The sequence below is a fragment of the Castellaniella sp. FW104-7C03 genome (assembly GCF_040276085.1).
GTDB lineage: Bacteria > Pseudomonadota > Gammaproteobacteria > Burkholderiales > Burkholderiaceae_B > Castellaniella.
The window spans coordinates 1-1,091 of the sequence record NZ_JBELOK010000030.1 but is presented as its reverse complement, the minus strand read 5'-3'; the positions used below and the strand labels follow the sequence as shown (position 1 = coordinate 1,091).

The following is a 1,091-nucleotide window of genomic DNA, read 5'->3' as shown; positions in this document are numbered from 1 at the left end:
CATCAATTACTTGATGATTTTGGCAACGACGCCGGCGCCCACGGTGCGGCCACCTTCGCGGATGGCAAAACGCAGACCTTCTTCCATGGCGATCGGCGCAATCAGGCTGACCTTCATGGAGACGTTGTCGCCCGGCAACACCATCTCTTTGTCCTCAGGCAACTCAATCGTGCCCGTGACATCAGTGGTGCGGAAGTAAAACTGAGGACGATAGCCCTTGAAAAACGGCGTGTGACGTCCACCCTCGTCCTTGGACAAGATGTAAACCTCGGCCGAGAAATCCGTGTGCGGGTGAATCGAACCGGGCTTGGCCAACACCTGGCCACGCTCGACTTCTTCACGCTTGGTGCCGCGCAGCAAGATACCGACGTTATCGCCCGCCTCGCCCTGATCGAGCAGCTTGCGGAACATCTCAACGCCCGTGCAGGTGGTCTTGACCGTGTCGTGGATACCGACAATCTCGATTTCCTCGCCAACCTTGACCACACCACGCTCGATACGGCCAGTAACCACCGTGCCACGGCCAGAGATCGAGAACACGTCTTCCACTGGCATCAGGAACGTGCCGTCCACGGCGCGCTCGGGCTGGGGAATGTAGGTGTCCAGCGCTTCGGCCAGTTGCATGATGGCTTGCGAGCCCAGAGGACCTTCGTCGCCCTCAAGCGCCAGCTTGGCCGAGCCCTTGATGATCGGGGTATCGTCACCCGGGAAATCGTACTTGGACAGCAGCTCGCGCACTTCCATTTCGACGAGCTCAAGCAGCTCCTCGTCGTCGACCATGTCGCACTTGTTCAGAAACACAATGATGTAAGGCACACCCACCTGGCGGGCCAGCAGAATGTGCTCACGCGTCTGGGGCATGGGGCCGTCAGCGGCCGACACCACCAGGATTGCGCCGTCCATCTGCGCTGCACCCGTGATCATGTTTTTCACGTAATCGGCGTGGCCCGGGCAGTCGACGTGTGCGTAGTGACGGCTAGCCGTCTCGTACTCGACGTGCGAGGTGTTGATGGTGATGCCACGCGCCTTTTCTTCGGGCGCGTTGTCGATCTGGTCGTAGCCGCGGGCTTCGCCACCGCTCGCCTTGGCCA

General features: G+C 60.3%; 1 protein-coding gene. It reads right to left on the bottom strand.

Annotated elements, in window-relative coordinates; all coding sequences use genetic code 11:
* Positions 1 to 6: 6 nt before the first annotated feature.
* Positions 7 to 1,091: elongation factor Tu (tuf, locus tag ABS758_RS14915; protein WP_350384137.1), on the bottom strand; the 1,085-nt coding region annotated here is incomplete at its 5' end.